14 protein-coding genes and 1 pseudogene are annotated in these 16,749 nt (G+C 61.7%); 8 read left to right on the top strand and 7 right to left on the bottom strand.

Annotated features, from left to right (window positions below):
* Positions 1–5 precede the first annotated feature (5 nt).
* The 3 genes from gnd to dnaA all read right to left on the bottom strand — a co-directional run bounded on the left by gnd (position 6) and on the right by dnaA (position 4,067).
* Positions 6–932 carry a phosphogluconate dehydrogenase (NAD(+)-dependent, decarboxylating) gene (gene gnd, locus AC5RUH_RS07400; protein ID WP_494013439.1) on the bottom strand — a complete coding sequence of 309 codons (927 nt, stop codon included), beginning with the start codon at positions 930–932 and terminating at the stop codon, positions 6–8.
* Positions 933–962: 30 nt separating this feature from the next.
* Positions 963–2,087, bottom strand: a complete 1,125-nt coding sequence (dnaN, locus tag AC5RUH_RS07395; protein ID WP_494001329.1) for a DNA polymerase III subunit beta — start codon at positions 2,085–2,087, stop codon at positions 963–965.
* A 537-nt stretch (positions 2,088–2,624) separates the two neighbouring features.
* Positions 2,625–4,067 carry a chromosomal replication initiator protein DnaA gene (gene dnaA / locus AC5RUH_RS07390; protein ID WP_494001200.1) on the bottom strand — a complete coding sequence of 481 codons (1,443 nt, stop codon included), beginning with the start codon at positions 4,065–4,067 and terminating at the stop codon, positions 2,625–2,627.
* 401 nt (positions 4,068–4,468) lie between these two features.
* On the opposite strand from dnaA, the gene rpmH reads away from it, so the two are divergent.
* From rpmH to AC5RUH_RS07350, 8 genes are all read left to right on the top strand, one after another.
* On the top strand, positions 4,469–4,606 hold the full coding sequence (rpmH, locus tag AC5RUH_RS07385) for a 50S ribosomal protein L34 (RefSeq protein ID WP_127513203.1): 138 nt from the start codon (positions 4,469–4,471) through the stop codon (positions 4,604–4,606).
* 71 nt (positions 4,607–4,677) lie between these two features.
* Positions 4,678–5,082 carry a ribonuclease P protein component gene (rnpA, locus tag AC5RUH_RS07380; protein WP_494001199.1) on the top strand — a complete coding sequence of 135 codons (405 nt, stop codon included), beginning with the start codon at positions 4,678–4,680 and terminating at the stop codon, positions 5,080–5,082.
* On the top strand, positions 5,079–5,477 hold the full coding sequence (gene yidD / locus AC5RUH_RS07375; RefSeq protein ID WP_494013440.1) for a membrane protein insertion efficiency factor YidD: 399 nt from the start codon (positions 5,079–5,081) through the stop codon (positions 5,475–5,477). The genes rnpA and yidD overlap by 4 nt, the downstream gene beginning before the upstream one ends.
* On the top strand, positions 5,477–6,442 hold the full coding sequence (yidC, locus tag AC5RUH_RS07370) for a membrane protein insertase YidC (RefSeq protein ID WP_494001197.1): 966 nt from the start codon (positions 5,477–5,479) through the stop codon (positions 6,440–6,442). The genes yidD and yidC overlap by 1 nt, the downstream gene beginning before the upstream one ends.
* A complete protein-coding gene (locus tag AC5RUH_RS07365) occupies positions 6,439–7,005 on the top strand; it encodes a Jag family protein (RefSeq protein WP_494013441.1) in 567 nt (188 codons plus the stop codon). The genes yidC and AC5RUH_RS07365 overlap by 4 nt, the downstream gene beginning before the upstream one ends.
* Before the next feature lie 34 nt (positions 7,006–7,039).
* Complete coding sequence (gene rsmG / locus AC5RUH_RS07360) at positions 7,040–7,681, top strand: 16S rRNA (guanine(527)-N(7))-methyltransferase RsmG (protein ID WP_494013442.1); 642 nt, start codon at positions 7,040–7,042, stop codon at positions 7,679–7,681.
* 184 nt (positions 7,682–7,865) lie between these two features.
* Positions 7,866–8,867: a ParA family protein gene (locus AC5RUH_RS07355; RefSeq protein WP_494013769.1), complete on the top strand. Its 1,002-nt coding sequence runs from the start codon at positions 7,866–7,868 to the stop codon at positions 8,865–8,867.
* Between the two features lie 84 nt (positions 8,868–8,951).
* A complete protein-coding gene (locus tag AC5RUH_RS07350; protein ID WP_494013443.1) occupies positions 8,952–10,229 on the top strand; it encodes a ParB/RepB/Spo0J family partition protein in 1,278 nt (425 codons plus the stop codon).
* Positions 10,230–13,193: 2,964 nt separating this feature from the next.
* Here the strand turns inward: AC5RUH_RS07350 and AC5RUH_RS07345 are convergent.
* From AC5RUH_RS07345 to AC5RUH_RS07330, 4 genes and pseudogenes are all read right to left on the bottom strand, one after another.
* Positions 13,194–14,381 carry an N-acetylmuramoyl-L-alanine amidase gene (locus AC5RUH_RS07345; RefSeq protein ID WP_494128262.1) on the bottom strand — a complete coding sequence of 396 codons (1,188 nt, stop codon included), beginning with the start codon at positions 14,379–14,381 and terminating at the stop codon, positions 13,194–13,196.
* A 4-nt stretch (positions 14,382–14,385) separates the two neighbouring features.
* A complete protein-coding gene (gene trxA / locus AC5RUH_RS07340) occupies positions 14,386–14,712 on the bottom strand; it encodes a thioredoxin (RefSeq protein WP_493978232.1) in 327 nt (108 codons plus the stop codon).
* A gap of 23 nt (positions 14,713–14,735) precedes the next feature.
* A complete protein-coding gene (gene trxB / locus AC5RUH_RS07335) occupies positions 14,736–15,719 on the bottom strand; it encodes a thioredoxin-disulfide reductase (RefSeq protein ID WP_494001192.1) in 984 nt (327 codons plus the stop codon).
* Between the two features lie 142 nt (positions 15,720–15,861).
* Positions 15,862–16,749, bottom strand: a pseudogene (locus AC5RUH_RS07330) (hypothetical protein); the annotation flags it as partial.

Genomic DNA, 16,749 nt, shown 5'->3' with positions numbered 1-16,749 from the left:
TACAGCTACTTCGACTCGTTGCGGCGGCCGGCCTGGTCTTGTGCAGGCTTTCTGACTGCGTGGCCGCCAAACTGGTTACGGAGGGCGGCCACCATCTTCATGGCGGGCGCGTCGTCTTGGCGCGACGCGAACCGTGCGAACAGCGCGGCGGTGATGGCCGGGGCCGGGACACCGTGTCCGATCGCCTCCTCGACAGTCCACCGGCCTTCACCGGAATCCTCGACGTAACCGCTGACCTGGCTCAATCCCGGGTCCTCGTCGAGGGCCTTCACCATCAGGTCCAGCAGCCAGGAGCGGACCACCGTCCCCTTTTGCCAGGCCCGGAAAGTCCCCGGAACATCCTTGATAATGTCCTTGGCTTCCAGCAGTTCGTACCCTTCGGCGTACGCCTGCATCAGCCCGTATTCGATCCCGTTGTGCACCATTTTGGCGTAGTGGCCGGCGCCGACGTCGCCCACGTGGGCGAAGCTTTCCTCCCGGGGGCCCTCCGGCCGCAACGCGTCGAAGACCGGCATCGCTGCCTGGATAAGGTCGGCGCTTCCGCCGGCCATCAGGCCATAACCGTTCGCCAGGCCCCAGACGCCGCCGGACACGCCGACATCAATGAAACCTATCCCGCCTTTGGCCAGGAGGGCTTCGTGCTTTTGGTCTTCGGTGAACTTCGAGTTGCCGCCGTCGATCACCACGTCTCCGGCGGAGAGCTTGCCGGCCAGCTCTGTGATGACCGTGTCGGTGACCTCGCCGGCGGGCACCATGACCCACACGGTGCGCGGAACCGGCAAGGCCCGGATCATTTCGTCAACGGTCCCGGTGTCACTGACCTCCGGGTTCCGGTCATAGCCGGTTACCTCGATGCCGCCGTCCCGAAGACGCTGCCGCATGTTGAAACCCATCCGGCCCAAGCCGATCAGTCCGATGTGCATCCGAGTCACTCTTTCCTCTCGTCCATGGGTCGGCGGGTATTACTGGTTGGGCAACCTCACCGGCATGAGCAGGTACCGGTAGTCTTCCTTGTCGTCGCCCTCAAGGTCGTCCTGGGCGGATATGACCGCAGGCTTCGGCGGCGTGGTAAAGGAAAACCGGACGTACTTGCTGTCAAAGGCGCTCAAGCCTTCGGACAGGTAGTGCGGGTTGAAGGCGACGGTGATTTCATCCCCGGAGAGCGACGCTTCGATCGCCTCCGACGCTTGGGCGTCTTCGCCGGTTCCCGCGTCCAAGGTCAGGAGGCCGTCGGTGAAGGCCAACCGGACCGGGGTGTTGCGCTCGGCCACGAGCGACACGCGGCGGACGGCTTCGATCAGTGTGGTCGTTTCGACTGTCGCATGGATCGGGGTGTTGTCCGGGAACAGTGAGCGGATCTTGGGATAGTCACCGTCCACCAGGAGCGACGTCGTGCGGCGTCCGCCGCTTTCGAAACCGATCAGTTCGCTATTGTCCGAAAGCGCGATGTTCAGGTCGCCGGAACCACCCAACGTCTTGGCTACTTCGCTCAAAGTCTTGGCTTTGACCAGCGCGCTCGTGGAAATGCCCGGTGTGGCCGGACGCCAGGACAGCTCCCGGAGGGCCAGGCGGTAGCGGTCGGTGGAGAGCAGAGTAATCAGGTCGTCTTCGATTTCCATCCGGACGCCGGTCAGGATGGGCAGGGTGTCATCGCGGCTGGCCGCAATGATGACCTGGCTGACAGCCTGGGCGAATGCTTCGCCGTCCACGACCCCGCTGACTTCCGGCAGCGCAGGGAGTTCCGGATAATCGCCCTCGGGCATGGTGGCGAGGTTGAACCGGCTGTTGCGGCAGGTGAGGGCAACCTTCGAACCGTCGGTTTCGATGTCGACAGGCGCCGACGGCAAGCTTCGGCAGATGTCTGCCAAGAGGCGTCCGGAGACCAGGATGGTGCCTTCTTCAGTGACGTCCGCCGGGATCTGGAGACGGGCGGAAATCTCGTAGTCGAAGCTGGCAAGGCTCACCATGCCGCCTTCGGCCCGGATGAGCAGGCCCGACAGAACGGGGACAGGCGGGCGTGGTGACAGGGAACGGGCTGTCCATGTCACGGCTTCCGCCAGAACATCCCGATCAACTCTGAACTTCACTGAAGTAAGCCACCTTTCACAACGAACATGCCGGGGAAGACCGCCTGCGTCTGGCCGGGGTGCAGCGAATGGGACTGCGAACACCAGGTTGAAGCAGATGGCAACGATTCTCTGTGCAAGCTTAGCCGCAGCAACCGTCATTGCGCACCGAGAGTGCGCAGAGGTCCTGTTCGGCCGATTGGGCACGATGCGTGGGAACCGGAACAGGGTCAAATGTTATTTGGAAGAACATCAATAAATGGGATTCGTAGTGTTAATAACTGCTGTGGATACTGTGGAAAACCTCGGTACGGCCTGCGCCTGAGCCGAAGTTGGGTGTTCACAAGATGTGCAGGGCGGTCGTCGCAAGCACTGGCAGCCTGTGGATGCAGATCCTTGTAATTTCGGGCGTCCACAGGGGACAGGGCACTTTTCCTCTTAAGGACTCGGGTTGTCCACTTAAGAATCCACAACCTTATCCACACCTGTTAATTTCACCGGTGTAGTTCCGGGCGGGGGCCGCCGCAGCCGCAGCCTCGGCCGCAGCCGCCCGGGAAGCTAGCTTTCGCGCTGTTGCTGCTTGATGCGGTTGGTCAGCTCCGTGACCTGGTTGTAGATGGCTCGACGCTCGGCCATCAACTCACGGATCTTCCGGTCGGCGTGGATGACGGTCGTGTGGTCGCGGCCGCCGAGTTCCTGGCCGATCTTCGGCAGGGACATGTCGGTCAGTTCACGGCACAAGTACATGGCAATCTGGCGCGCAGTTACCAGCGTCCTGGTCCGGGACTTGCTGGTCAGCTCCTCCATGCTGAGCTTGAAGTACGCGGCGGTCTGGCCAAGGATCGTGGCCGATGTGATCTCCTGTGCCCCTTCGTCGGTGATCAGGTCTTTCAGGACTATCTCGGCGAGACCCATGTCCACTGCCTGCTGGTTCAGGCTGGCGAACGCGGTGACGCGGATGAGCGCGCCCTCGAGCTCACGGATGTTGGTGGAAATCTTCGAGGCGATGTACTCGAGGACCTCGTCGGGGACGGACAGCCCCTCGCTGATGGCCTTCTTGCGCAGAATCGCAATACGGGTCTCCAGCTCCGGCGGCTGGATATCGGTCAGCAGTCCCCACTCGAACCGGGACCGCATGCGCTCCTCGAAGCCGGAGAGCTGTTTCGGCGGCAGGTCGGAAGTGATGACCACTTGCTTGCTGTGGTTGTGGAGGGCGTTGAAGGTATGGAAGAACTCCTCCTGCGTCGCGTCCTTGTTGGCCAGGAACTGGATGTCGTCGATCAGCAGGATGTCGACGTTGCGGTACAGCTGCTTGAAGCTGGCGCCCTCATCGTCGCGGATGGAGTTGATGAAATCGTTCGTGAACTCTTCCGAATTCACGTACCGGACGCGGATGCTGTTGTAGAGATGGCGCGCATAGTGCCCGATGGCGTGCAGCAGGTGGGTTTTTCCCAGGCCCGAGTCGCCATAGATGAATAGCGGGTTGTACGCCTTGGCCGGCGCTTCGGCCACCGCGACGGCCGCCGCGTGGGCAAAGCGGTTGGATGAACCGATGACGAAGGTGTCAAAAATGTATTTCGGGTTGAGCCTGCCCAGTTCAGGGGAAGCGGCTTGCGCCGCCGGCTGGGGAAGTGACTCGCTGCGCACGACCGCCGGGGCCGGGCGGGGCTCCTGTTCAGGTTCCGGTTCCGCCTGCGGAGCCATATCCGTGTCGACGCTGAAAGCGCAGAGGATGTCGTCCTTGAAGACTTCGAACAGGGCGTCGTGCAGAGGGTCTTTGAGCTGTTGCGACTGGAAGACTTCGCGTGTCAGTTCGTTGGGCACGGCCACCAGCAGGGTTGTGCCGATGAGGCCCTTGGCCTGCGCCAACACGATGAAGCCGCGCTGCCGGGGGGAGACACGATCGTCCTGTTCCAGCGTCCGGACCACTTTGCGCCAGGAACTTCCGACGTCATTTATCTGGTCCGTGTCCACGTAGTACCCCTCAGAAATGCTCAGCATGCTTCGGCATTTGCCGACAGCCAGCCCGAAATCCACAGACTTATTCACAGACGGTGGATAAGGGGCTCCTGCCAAGAGTAGAGCATGAATCTGCTGGACGACAGTTGGGATGCAGGCCCCTGTGGACGTCGCTTTCGAGAGGCGCTCCGGCCGCTCAAAGCGGCTTTGGCGTGGAGTTGTCCACAGGGGTTATCCACGGAAACGCCCGGGTGCGGAGAAGGCCGGTTTGACGGTACTCGCCGGCATCGCCTAACGTTGACTAGTCCTTCATGTCTACTTTGTTGTCCTTGTGCGTCCAACGCCCTGGCAATGGAATAGACCCCATATAGAGCGCCGACCTGTTCTTCCCCCTTGTTGCAATGGGTCCAACCGCATCTGTCGATCGTCTTGGAGTAACCACCGTGAGCAAGCGGACTTTTCAGCCGAATAACCGCCGTCGTGCCAAGAAGCACGGCTTCCGCCTTCGCATGCGCACTCGCGCCGGCCGCGCCATTCTGGCCGCACGCCGCAGCAAGGGCCGCACCGAACTGTCGGCCTAAATAGCCAGTTTGTCGACCCGGCTGTGAGGTTCAGTTCCCGCAGCGGCGTGTTTCGGCGGGCTGGGTAGCACATGCTTCCCAGCCAGCACCGGATGCGCACCTCGGCGGACTTCTCAACAACTGTACGTTCCGGCGCCCGCTCAGGGCGCCGGAACTTAGTGTTATATGCGGCGGCAGCAGACCCGGCCCGACCGGCATCTTTCGGCTTTATCGTCTCGAAGGCCGTCGGGAACGCCGTCATGCGCAACCGCGTTAAAAGGAGACTGCGGGAACTGGCAGCAGCCGGCTTAAGGGAGAATGGGTATTCCCGAGGGATCACCGTGGTTGTGCGGGCCCTTCCGGCAGCTGCCGACGCAGACTTCAACGCTTTGGAACTGGATTACCGGAAGGCTCTCAAGGCCGCCCTCGGCAAGTTGACCTTAACGCGCACCGCAACGACGGAAGCTGCGCACGGAGAGAAGGGGAGAGCCGAATGAGTGCCCGTGCCGTACCGGTTCCCGCCCATGCCGCCGTGCCCAGGAGGACCACGAGTCCCCTGCAGTATGCGCTGATCGGCGTGCTGCGCGTGTACCGCAAACTCGTTTCGCCCCTGTACGGCCAGGTTTGCCGTTTCTTCCCGTCCTGTTCCGCGTACGCATTGGAAGCAGTGACGGTCCACGGCGCTGCCAAGGGCAGCTGGCTGGCCGCCCGCCGCCTGCTCCGATGCCACCCATGGAACCCCGGCGGCGTGGATCATGTTCCGGCGTCTGTATCCTTCAACCTGTGGCTGCAGGAGAACCCTTCCAGAATCCCCCGGATCGTGGAGCTTAACCACCCATTCATTCCGGCCGACGATGAAGGCCGCGGCGCGGCCCGAGGAGCAAATCAGTAATGGACTTCTTAAACACCATCCTGACCCCGTTCACGTGGGTCGTCTCCGGGATCCTGTGGGCCTTCCACGCCGGCTTCTCCTGGCTTGGGATGGACCCGGCCAACGGCTGGACGTGGACGTTCTCAATCATCGGGCTGGTGCTGGTGATCCGCGCGGCCCTCATTCCGGTCTTCGTCAAGCAGATCAAGGCCCAGCGGGGGATGCAGGCACTGCAGCCCGACCTCCGGAAGCTGCAGCAGAAGTACAAGGGAAAGACCGACCAGCTGTCGCGTCAGGCCATGACGCAGGAGCAGATGGCGCTGTACAAAAAGCACGGCACCAACCCGTTCTCGGCCTGCCTGCCGATGCTGGTGCAGATGCCGTTCTTCTTCGCGCTGTTCAGCGTGCTGAACAACGCTTCGCGCGCCAGCGAGAACGGCGAGGGGATTGGCGCTTTGTCGCCCGAACTCATCCGTCAGTTCGACGACTCGTCCATTTTCGGTGCGCCGCTTTCCGCATCCCTCCTGCACGGGGGCGGGGGCGAGCAGCAGGTCGCCGTGGTCATCCTGTCGATCATCATGATTTTGGCGATGACTGCCTCGCAGTTCATCACGCAGAAGCAGATCATGGCGAAGAACATGTCCGCCGAAGCAATGCAGTCACCGTTCATGAAGCAGCAGCAGATGATGCTCTACATCCTGCCTCTCGTGTTCGGCATCGGCGGCATCAACTTCCCCATCGGTGTGCTGATTTACTGGACAACTACCAACGTGTGGACCATGGCACAGCAGTTCTTCGTGATCCGGCGCATGCCCACTCCGGGTTCGCAGGCTGCCCGCGAACTGGCAGAACGCCGTGCAAAGAAGGGCCTGCCGATGGTACCGCTGCTGGGCGAGCGGAAGACCGAGGCGCCGGCGGCCGATTCCCCGGCAGAGGTGAAAGGCCAGCGCCAGCAGCCACAGCGGAAGAACAGGAAGAAAAAATGAGCAGCGAAAGCGTATCCGAAGTGACTGAAGAACTTCCCGACGAAGAGGCTGCAGCGGACGAACAGCAGGAGGAAGCTGTTTCGAATTCTGCCAAACGTCTGGAAGAAGAAGGAGACGTAGCTGCGGACTACCTGGAAGAGCTGCTCGACATCGCCGATATCGATGGGGACATCGACATCGAGGTCCGCAACGGCCGCACCTACATCTCGATCGTCTCCGAAGAGGAAGACAACGACGCGCTCAAGGCGCTCGTGGGACCGGATGGCGAAGTCCTCGAAGCCTTGCAGGAGCTGGCCCGGTTGTCGGTTCTCACGACGACCGGCAACCGTTCCCGCCTTGTTTTGGACATCACTGGCTACCGCGAAGGACGCAGCGAAGAACTACAGAAGATCGCTGAAGACGCCGTCGCCGAAGCCAAGGAGTCGGGCCGCGATGTAGCGCTCGAGCCGATGAGCGCGTACGAGCGCAAGATCGTCCATGACGCGGTTGCCGAGCTCGGCCTGATCAGCGAATCCGAGGGCGAAGGATCCAACCGCCACATCGTGGTGTCGGTGGAGTCCTGATCTTGTCCGGCGGAATGGTCTGATAGGCAGAGGTATGTCGGTAGTTGAAATGACTGTGGCAGAGTCCAGGGCTGCCCACACGGTTTTCGGTGAACGCCTGGGCCTGGCGGAGCGATACGTTGCGCATTTGGCCACCTCAGGCATCGAACGGGGTTTGCTGGGCCCCCGGGAAGTCCCGAGATTGTGGAACCGGCACGTCCTCAACTGCGCCGTCGTCGCACACCTGATACGGCGCGACGCCGCGGTCGCGGATGTCGGAAGCGGGGCCGGCCTGCCAGGACTGACGTTCGCGTTGGCGCGACCGGACTTGCGTTTGACCCTGATCGAGCCGTTGGAACGAAGGGTTGCCTGGCTCAACGAAGTCATAGAGGATCTCGCGCTGGACAACGTCGCGGTGCTGCGGACGCGGGCAGAGCTGGCGGGGGACGACGTCACAGCTGACGTCGTGACGTCTCGAGCGGTGTCGGCACTCGACAAGCTCGCCCGCCTCTCAATTCCACTGCTGCATGGCACGGGCGAAATGCTGGCAATCAAGGGCCGCAGCGCAGCTGACGAGGTTCAGAAGGCCGAAAAGGTCATCAGGAAGCTCGGTGGCCGAGAAACAGAGGTCTTGACCGTCGGGGACGATCTCTTGGAAGAGCCGACGACGGTAGTCCGCATCCGTGTTGATGCTTGACCTGTTCCCCCACACACCCATGCAGCGCCCCGTGAATCCGGCCGCGCAACGATAGGCTAGGAGAGGTCGGTGGCGGACAGTGAAAGCGGGCGGAATCCAAGTGGCGATCAACAACACGGTGTCGGGTTTCACCGGGACCAAAGCCGAAGAGTCGTCGCACCGCGGAGTGGCTGAACAACCGAACATGGTTGCGCTCGTCCCCCCTAGCGGTCCTGTTTCACGTGAAACTTCCCCTGGGAACGAGGCTGAGATAGCCAACTCCAACATGAAGATAGAGGCTACGGTTTCAAACGTTATGGATTCGATTGACGAAAGCACACCGCTCGCGCAGGAATTGGCGAGCGAAAACCGCCGGCGTGAGAGGCTGAAGGCCAAGGAGCTTCCCAGGCCCGCCCAGACCAGGGTGTTGACGGTCAGCAACCAAAAGGGTGGGGTCGGCAAGACCACGACAACGGTCAATATCGCTGCTGCCCTTGCTACGGCCGGCCTGAACGTCCTGGTCATCGATATCGACCCGCAGGGGAACGCGTCAACAGCGCTCGGGGTCGAGCACCACGCTGACGTCGACAGTATCTACGACGTGCTGATCAACGATATGCCGCTCGGGGACGTGATCGCACAATGCCCCGATATAGCCCACCTCGTCGTCGCACCCGCCACGATTCACCTGGCCGGGGCCGAGATCGAATTGGTGTCGTTGGTGGCCCGTGAACAGCGCCTGCGCCGAGCCATCGAGGTTTACGCGCAGGAACGTGAGACGGCAGGACTGCCCCGGCTGGATTACGTCTTTATCGACTGCCCGCCCAGCCTGGGCCTACTAACAGTTAACGCTTTCGTCGCCGCCCAAGAGGTACTGATTCCCATCCAGTGCGAGTACTACGCCTTGGAGGGGCTGAGCCAGCTCCTCAAGAACATCGAGATGATTCAGAAGCACCTCAACGCTGGATTGGTTGTTTCTACGATCCTGCTGACGATGTACGACGGACGAACAAACCTCGCAGCTCAGGTTGCAGCAGAAGTCCGGGAACATTTCCCGAACGAGGTTTTAAGTGCGGTCGTACCGCGCTCGGTCCGCATCTCGGAGGCTCCGAGTTACCAGCAGACAGTGATCACCTATGATCCGTCGTCCAGCGGGGCCCTTTCCTATCAGGAGGCCGCAGCCGAAATCGCCGAGCGCGGCAAGTAACTGTGAAGGCGTACTGCAACGGTAGAATTACGCCTTAAGCGAGCATGTGCATGCTAGCTCGGCGCATGACGGAAGAGGGTCCAGATGAGTGAAAAACGTCGCGGCTTGGGAAGAGGCCTGGGCGCATTGATACCCAGTGCTCCGGCCCCAGCGGAGACCGAGTCCACCGAGGGGCAGGAAGCCTCCGCCAAACGTCGGACTCAGCGACCCGTAGACGTTTTCTTTCCCGCTTCCAGTCGGAGGGAAGAAGGGGACGCCGCCGTCCTCACGACGACTGACTCCGAGACCGTAACCGGATCGAGCGCCGCGCAGGTAGCCGAAGTGTTGCGGGCCCCGCGAAAGCTTGCGACTACTGGCAGCAAGAAGCCGGCGGCAAAGAAGTCTGTGAAGGACGATTCTTCCCGAGCGAATGGCAATGGCGCTGCCGGCGAATCGCACGCTTCCGCCAAGGACTCGGCCGAACCGGTTGGCAGGGGTAGCGCCGGAGCTCCCTCGGCTCCTACCGAAGTTTCAGTTCCACGTGAAACGTCGGGGGCCGACCTAGTCGAGGTTCCCGGTGCCACTTTTGCCGAAGTCCTCGTTACTGCGATCCAGCCAAACCGCAAACAGCCTCGCACCGTCTTCGATGAGGAAGACATGGCGGAGCTGGTGCATTCGATCCGTGAGATCGGCGTCCTCCAGCCGATCGTTGTGCGACCTTCCGATGATGGCGGCGCACAGTACGAGTTGGTCATGGGCGAACGCCGCTGGCGGGCCACCAAGGCTGCCGGCCTGGAAACGATTCCGGCGATCATCAGGTCAACCTCCGACGATGACCTGTTACGGGACGCCCTGCTGGAGAACCTGCACCGCAGCCAGCTGAATCCGCTGGAAGAGGCTGCGGCCTATCAGCAGTTGCTTGATGATTTCGGTTGCACGCATGATGAGCTTGCGGATCGGATCGGTCGGTCAAGGCCGCAGGTCTCCAACACTTTACGGTTGATGAAGCTCCCTCCGCTGGTTCAGCGGCGGGTCGCGGCCGGCGTGTTGAGCGCTGGCCATGCGCGCGCCCTCCTGGGACTCAACGATCCTGGAGAAATGGAGAAGCTGGCGCAAAAGATTGTCGCCGAGGGCCTTTCCGTTCGGGCGACCGAGGAAATCGTTTCCCTGAGCGACGGCGTGCGACGGCCCAAACGCGAAAGCAAGCCCCGTGAGGGAGCTCGGCACGAGCGGTTAGACTATCTGGCTAGTTCCCTGTCGGACCGCCTGGACACCAGCGTTAAGATCACCTTGGGTGCCAAGAAGGGCCGCGTAAGCATCGAGTTCGCCAGTGTTGATGACTTGAACCGCATCATGGACGTGCTGAACCCGGCGACGCCATAGCCTTCGTTCCACGTGAACAATGGGCTCCGTTCCACAAGGACGGAGCCCATTGCTTTGCCCTGAGGTGCAACTCCGGGTTGGTTCGGGTCCGCTGACATGCTTGGTGCACATCGCTTAAGCAAGCCTATTGTCCTAGCTTGTAGAACCCACAGTCGAGTTCCGGTCTCGCATGAACTTTTTGCATCTGCACCCAGTGCGGAGTGTGGGAAGGGGTAGGGGAGTGTCGGTTCCACTCTTCCCATTAGGGATCGGGACCAGCGCTCTTGCGTGAAGTCTGTTTCCGACTTCGACGTCTGTTTGGCGCGTTCTGCTAGCTCGTCGACGTGGCGCTAGCAAGCCGGGTCTGTTACTAGGTGTTTCACGTGCAACTCCGGCGCCCGGGAGCAACGGCACGTGGCATTCTCGACCTGCAAAAGGTGAAGGAAGCGCCAGGTGCGTAGTAGCCACTGCCCCGCGCATTTGCACCTGCCGCATAGTAGGTTTGGGGATGGCTGGAAGCGACATCCCAAACGCCAGGAGTATGAGATACGCACATCAAATCCTGGCTGCTACGGCACGGGACGATAGGTGAGATTGCAGAATCGGTAGGCCGCACGGGTTCGTCCTCGGAAAGCGTGTTCGGGACGAGCAGGTGTAGTCCTGGCTCGCACGTCAACGTCGCCATTCTTGGGGCTAAGCCCCACCGGCCAGGCTCTGTCTCTTCCCCCGGAGGGCGACGCCGACATCCGACTTCTCCGAGCAACAAGAAGGTGAGCAGGCTCAGCCGAGCAAGGGAGAGGTTAGTTTCACGTGAAACTCCGCTGCAGGCGCTGGATCATGACTGGCCCGCCCAGCCCCGCCCTTCAGGCACCTGGCAATTGTGTCATCTGGACAACTAGCATCCGAGATTGGTGCGCCGCGCTTGAGGCATAAGTTCTTGATATGAGCCTCACCCCCACTGAACCCTCATGTCGTACTTTGCCGGCGGTGAGCAGCGGCCTCCTGTGTTGGAGATGACGCTTTAGCCCCGTTTCGCAGGAGTGTTCAATGGTGGCAATTGGGCAAATGCTCTTTCCGAATGTGCTGATGGAAGTAGAGCAGCAGCAAGGGCGGTGGATGCTGGGTTATGCGCGCGAAATGTTTCACGTGAAACCTGGGCAGTAGTTGGGATCTTATCCTCGGCGTACGACGTGGCGGGGGCAGTGGAAAAATCCCATACGCGCCGTTTGTCCAACTGTCGCCCGGACCGCAGCCCAGTCCTTTCGGGGGCATGTATACTCCGCGTAGTCGCGGGAACTTAGGTCTAACTGTAGGGGAGGGCTGGCACCGTAACACCAAACCCAAAGGAGAAAAAGCGTGTTTCACGTGAAACACGGGAGCGGCAGAGCAGAACCGGAAAGTGGACTAGCGAGGCGTCGGTCGTCGCCAGTTGCTCTCTGGAGCAAAACTTGGCCACGAGCCCCTTCCGAGCACTGCATTTCACGTGCACGACGACAGCAGCCGCCGCGCTAGCAGCATCTTTCCTTTGCCAAGCAGCCGTTGGACGGGAAGCAAATTCCGGAGGGTATCGGCTCTAGTCCGTGACCGTAGCTACGGGCAACCAGGTGGGAGGGGCAGACATGGCTCTCCCACTGCTCTTATCGAAAGGGTCGGGAGCGATGACCCGTTCTGTTGCTTCCCTATCCCAAATGTCGAGGCGCGCGCAGGGCGTCGGCCAGCGCAATAGCGCTGGTCGGACTGGCCAGCAGACAATCGATTCTTGTGCGCAGCATCGTTTGGCCCGCAAAGCGACCCCATATGTTTCACGTGGAACGAACTATGTTTCACGTGGAACTAACCGCGCTGGGTTCGGCCATGTGGGAGGCCCTAAGCATCAATGATCCAGGCCCGACGGCGGGGCGGAGTTCCGCATGAAACCCAAGAACGCTCGCCAAAAGACGGTCAGCGCACTCGAACCTGGCGCAGGGCTCGGCTGTCCCGAGCGCTAGAGCGTGGACGCTGGTCGTCTCAGCGACGGAACTACGGTCGCGTGGATGTGCTGCATAGTTGGACGGACAGGAGATTGAGCGTGCACACCGCACGCAGTGGATGAAGCGATCGCACTCCAGCTTGTCTTCCTTGAGTGATGGGGCCTTATCCCGGCGGGGCGGCACGAAGGGGCTAGCCCCGGGATCCTCCCAATGGAACCGTATGGCCTGGACGCTGCCTCACATGCAGAGCCGTTATCGCGCTAATTCGGATGATAATAGTTGCGCGAGTCCTTTCACCACGGGCGAGGTCGAGCGTTCTCGCCCTCCATGCGAGAGGAGGAAGATGTGAGGCGGCACTGGAGAGGCCTCGGACGCCGATCCCTGTCGCATGTCGAAGCACTTAAGAGCACCAGCCTTGGAAAGGCGTGCAGTCGCGATCCCAGCTTCCGCAAAGGCACGACGGGGAGCGGCGTGCGTTGACAGGGACGTCACTGACCGCTTTAGACACCGAATTGGCCCTTGCTGGAGGTTTCACGTGGAACCACGTGGGCCGCGGGTCCGTCCTGCGCGGCATTCAGGATGCTTTGTTTGACGCAGGACAGGCGGAATCCGAGGAGGACAGTCCGGGCTTGGGGGAAACGGCAACCGGTTCTTACAGTCGACAGGCCGATAGCGGGGGAGAGGCGAACTTCGGTCACAGGCTTCCAGTACCCGCGTATTCGCAGCCAGGCACCTACGGAGGAGCAAGGACGACAGCGAATCGCCCACGGCGACTATCCACTTCTGAGTGCAACAAGAACGATAGTGCCAGACGGATATCCAGTAGCTGTGGAAGTACCCACATTTTCGTGCTTCCCGGTCCGTCGGAGGCAAATGCCTCTGGATCCCCCCGGGTGCAGCGGGGAGCCGGGACGAGGAAGCGGTAAGCGGTACGTTTCGTTTCACGTGAAACGCCCGACAATGAAAACCTGCCGCCGCTGTTCCAGGTGAAACAAGAGACTGAGCCGCGCGGGAGTCAGGTACCTGGATTGAAGCGGAGAACGTCGTCGAGAGCCAAGGTGCCTGTCGGCTCGTCGTCCTCTTCCAGCAGATAAAGCCGCTGGATGGCGATGACAATAGAATCAGCCAAGACCTGCCGGTAAATAGGATCAGCGAGCCGGCGGGAGTCGAACGGGCTGCTCAAATAACCGAGGTCCAGCTGCACCGAGGGGGTGCTGGGCAGGCGCAGGATATCCCAGCTGCGACCGTGGATACCCAGGTTGGTAGACCCTGTGCGGGCCACGATCTCCTTCAGGATAAGTTCGCCGGCGCGGTGCCCAATGGGAGAACGCACTTCACCTGATTCAGGACGGCCCCAAAAAAAGGCGCTGACGCCGTTGGCTGCCTCTTGCGGCAACCAGTCACAGTGGAGGGCAACGCTCAAGCTCGGAGAAGACCTTTTGATAAGCAAAGTCCGGTCTAAACCACCGCCATCCGTTGGCTTGTCAACGATTTCCACGCTGGCACCGAGCTCGGTCAGGATCTTCTTTACGCGGCTGGCGACGTCGCCGGCGACGAGTTTTTCGGTCAGACGACTGCCGGAGGCAACGTCGGGGCTGTCTGCCCAGTGCGCTGCGCCGGCGCCGGGAGCGAGGGTGATAGTCCGGCCACGCAGTGCCGCAGAGGCTTGGTTGAGCCGTTCGTAATCCCGGAGCGAGAACGCCTGGCTCGGACTGATCGTCCTATTAATGCGCTCCATCGAGGCAGTCAACTGTTGATCCGCGACGCCGGAAGGTTCGAGCCCCAGATTCAGCTGCAGCTCGCGGACCGCGTGGTAGGTCCGCTCCCCATACTCGCCATCGATGTGACCGTAGTAGAAGCCGAGGAACGACAATTGGCGCTGGAGCTCGGTGACGTCGTCGCCACGAAGAGGCGACGCGTACAGCGTGAATATCAGCGGACGGTCCCCGAGCTTGAACTGTGCCTCCGCCAGGGCTCGTTCGGTCTCCTGACCGACCACGCCGTCAACCATCAACCCCCGGGCCTGCTGGAAGGTGCGTACGGCCGCATCTACATGGTCATCAAAGACGGTGGGGTTGTTTACTTGATCCGGCGCTAAATAGGCCATGGAAATGCCAGCGCGTAGTAGCCCTTCACGAAGGGCTACTACGCGTCGACTATTGTCTGAACGGCGCAGGCTCTGGTCTGCAGCGTCGTTTTCCATCTGGCTAGTTAAGGAATTCTGCGAATTCCTGCTCAATGACCTGCTTCGGCTTGGCGCCGATGGATGTCGCGGCCACCGCGCCGTCCTTGAAGACATAGACGGCTGGGATGGAGGTGATACCGTACTGGGCTGCGGTGGCCGGGTTGTCGTCCACGTTGAGCTTGACGACCTCTACCTTGTCGGAATGCTCAGCAGCGATGTCATCGAGAATCGGCGACAGCATGCGGCAGGGACCGCACCACTCCGCCCAGAAATCGACGATCACGGGCTTGGCGGACTGCAGGACATCCGCGTCGAAAGTAGCGTCAGTGACATCTTTTGCGTTGCTCATGCTTTTCTCCTTTTACAACCGGTTCAGACTGTTGCGGGTTCGGCGACGTCGGCCAAGGTGTCTGCGCGCTCAGCGAGATAGTGTTCCACATCGATGGCAGCCGCACAGCCGCTGCCCGAGGCGGTGATGGCCTGGCGGTAGGTGGGGTCAATAACGTCGCCGGCAGCGAAGACGCCCGGCAGGGAGGTGCGGGACGACCGGCCCTCGACGGCGATCGTGCCCTCGGGCGTCAGTTCCAGCTGGTCCTTGACCAGGGAGACCCGGGGATCGTTGCCGATGGCGACAAACACGCCGGTTACCGGCAGCACCGACTCGGAACCGTCGACCGTGTTCTTGAGCTTCAGCGCGCTGACCTTGGTGTCGCCTTCAAGCCCGACGACTTCCGAGTTCCACACGAACTTGATCTTCTCGTGGGCCAGGGCACGGTCCTGCATGATCTTAGAGGCACGCAGGGTGTCCCGCCGGTGGACCACCGTGACAGACTCCGCGAACTTGGTCAGGAAGAGGGCCTCTTCCATCGCGGAGTCGCCGCCGCCGATGACGGCGATGTTCTGGCCCTTGAAGAAGAAACCGTCACAGGTTGCGCACCAGCTGACGCCGTGGCCGGCCAGGCGCTTTTCGTCGGGCAGCCCCAGTTCCCGGTAAGCGGAACCGGTGGAGATAATCACGGACCGGGCCAGGAAGGTTTCGCCGGAGCCGATGGTGACCTTCTTGACCGGACCTTCCAGTTCAAGGCTCGTGACGTCTTCAAACAGGATCTCGGTGCCGAAGCGCTCGGCCTGCTTCTGGAAGTTCTCCATCAGCTCGGGACCCAGGATGCCGTCAGGGAACCCGGGGTAGTTTTCCACGTCGGTGGTGTTCATCAGCTCGCCGCCTGCCTCTACGGAGCTGGCGATGAGCAGTGGCTTGAGATTGGCACGCGCGGTGTAAACAGCTGCCGTGTAGCCGGCCGGACCGGACCCAACGATGATGACGTCGCGGACGGACGGTGTGGTATCTGTGCTCACTGCCTGCGAACCTCTTCCTCTGATGTTGATGTAACCCTAAGGGCCGGCCACCCCAAAGGAGCGGTTAGCCCGGCACTTGTCTCAACGGCCGGTGCCCCCGGCTTATTCCGGGGAGGTTATTGAGCAGCCGCTCCTGGACGGGCTAGGAGACTTCGATCTCGGCCATGCGGATGCCGAAGGGCATGCCGCCCATGGGGTTGGACAGCCTCGGCAACTGCGTGAAGTTGATCAGGACGTACTGCGCTTTGGGCGCCGCGCCGTCCTGTTCAGGCACCGGAATAGTGGTCTTCTGTGCCGTGAAGCTTCCCTGCGCGACCTGGTCGGCGCCGTCCAGCGTCGGTTCATCGTTCAGGAGCACGGAGAAGTTCCCTCCGGTGCCGCTCAGTTGGGTCAACACTACCGAGCTGATGCTTGAGGACTCTTCCAGCTCGACAACCAGCGCCATGTTTCCGGCGTAGCCGCCGAACTGGTCCGACGCGTACTGGTAACTTGCCCAGTAAGTGGCGGGGTTGCCGTCGATGGCTTCGGGCAGTTTGCCGTCGTTCTCCACGTCGAGTTCCGGCAAGTCCGGAACCTGGCGGGTGAGACCGGCGATGACCGGCACGACGACTTCATCGGCCGGAGCCGACGTTTCTTCTGCCGCACCGGTCTCTGCGGGGCCGGACGCGGCCGCGGTTTCGTTTCCGCCCTGTGAGCCGCCGGCGACGGGGCCGCCGCGGAACAGATTCAGCTGGCTCACCGCCACCACGATCGCGATCACCAGCAAGACGGCGAGCAGCCCGCCCACCAGCAACCTGGAAGACCTCGGGCTGTTGCGTTCCTCGTCGTCGTATTCGTCGTACTCGTAGTCATCGACCGCGGGTTCGCTGCTGCTGCGTGCGGCGGACGGGAACATGCCGGCCGACCGCACACCGGTCGTGTCATCGTCCCCGGGCCACAAGCTGACTTTGGGCTTGTCTGCCGGAGCCGGAGCCGCAGCCGGCCGGCCGGCCGCCGGAGCCTGCGACACCGGCGCCGTGGCGGGGCTCGC

The sequence above is a fragment of the Arthrobacter sp. Y3223166 genome, from assembly GCF_059090935.1.
Note: the sequence above shows the minus strand (reverse complement) of the source record. Positions and strands in the feature narration are given on the sequence as shown.

Bases quoted from the DNA above. Each gene is read 5' to 3' on its own strand.
- trxA (WP_493978232.1), bottom strand. From the start codon at position 14,712: ATGAGCAACGCAAAAGATGTCACTGACGCTACTTTCGACGCGGATGTC.
- rnpA (WP_494001199.1), top strand. From the start codon at position 4,678: ATGCTTCCCAGCCAGCACCGGATGCGCACCTCGGCGGACTTCTCAACA.
- AC5RUH_RS07345 (WP_494128262.1), bottom strand. From the start codon at position 14,381: ATGGAAAACGACGCTGCAGACCAGAGCCTGCGCCGTTCAGACAATAGT.
- yidC (WP_494001197.1), top strand. From the start codon at position 5,477: ATGGACTTCTTAAACACCATCCTGACCCCGTTCACGTGGGTCGTCTCC.
- AC5RUH_RS07355 (WP_494013769.1), top strand. From the start codon at position 7,866: ATGGTTGCGCTCGTCCCCCCTAGCGGTCCTGTTTCACGTGAAACTTCC.
- dnaA (WP_494001200.1), bottom strand. From the start codon at position 4,067: ATGCTGAGCATTTCTGAGGGGTACTACGTGGACACGGACCAGATAAAT.
- AC5RUH_RS07350 (WP_494013443.1), top strand. From the start codon at position 8,952: ATGAGTGAAAAACGTCGCGGCTTGGGAAGAGGCCTGGGCGCATTGATA.
- yidD (WP_494013440.1), top strand. From the start codon at position 5,079: ATGAGTGCCCGTGCCGTACCGGTTCCCGCCCATGCCGCCGTGCCCAGG.
- AC5RUH_RS07365 (WP_494013441.1), top strand. From the start codon at position 6,439: ATGAGCAGCGAAAGCGTATCCGAAGTGACTGAAGAACTTCCCGACGAA.
- rsmG (WP_494013442.1), top strand. From the start codon at position 7,040: ATGTCGGTAGTTGAAATGACTGTGGCAGAGTCCAGGGCTGCCCACACG.